The organism is Paraburkholderia sp. BR10937 (assembly GCF_040965695.1).
Taxonomy (GTDB): Bacteria; Pseudomonadota; Gammaproteobacteria; order Burkholderiales; family Burkholderiaceae; genus Paraburkholderia.
The window spans coordinates 1-214 of the sequence record NZ_JBFRCL010000318.1 but is presented as its reverse complement, the minus strand read 5'-3'; the positions used below and the strand labels follow the sequence as shown (position 1 = coordinate 214).

Here is a 214-nt window from a genome sequence, read left to right as displayed (position 1 = left end):
GAAGAGTTTATTGATAAACACTCAGCCGCGAAAAGTCCTCTCATGACCTGGTACAGGCTGGCAAGTAGCTGCCAAGCCGATGACCTGTCCGGTCTTAAGAAGACGTTTGGTACTACAGTCGATTACGTTCCAACAAAGTTTTATGTGTTTGATGTTGGAGGAAACAATTTCCGAGTCGTCGCTACAGTCCATTTCAACCGGCAAATGTTGTTCA

The 214-nt window shown here is 45.3% G+C and carries 1 protein-coding gene; it reads left to right on the top strand.

The annotated features are described in order from the left end of the window. Nucleotides 1–42: 42 nt before the first annotated feature. On the top strand, nt 43–214 hold a 172-nt coding region (locus AB4Y44_RS43100; protein ID WP_368702871.1), incomplete at its 3' end, for a type II toxin-antitoxin system HigB family toxin.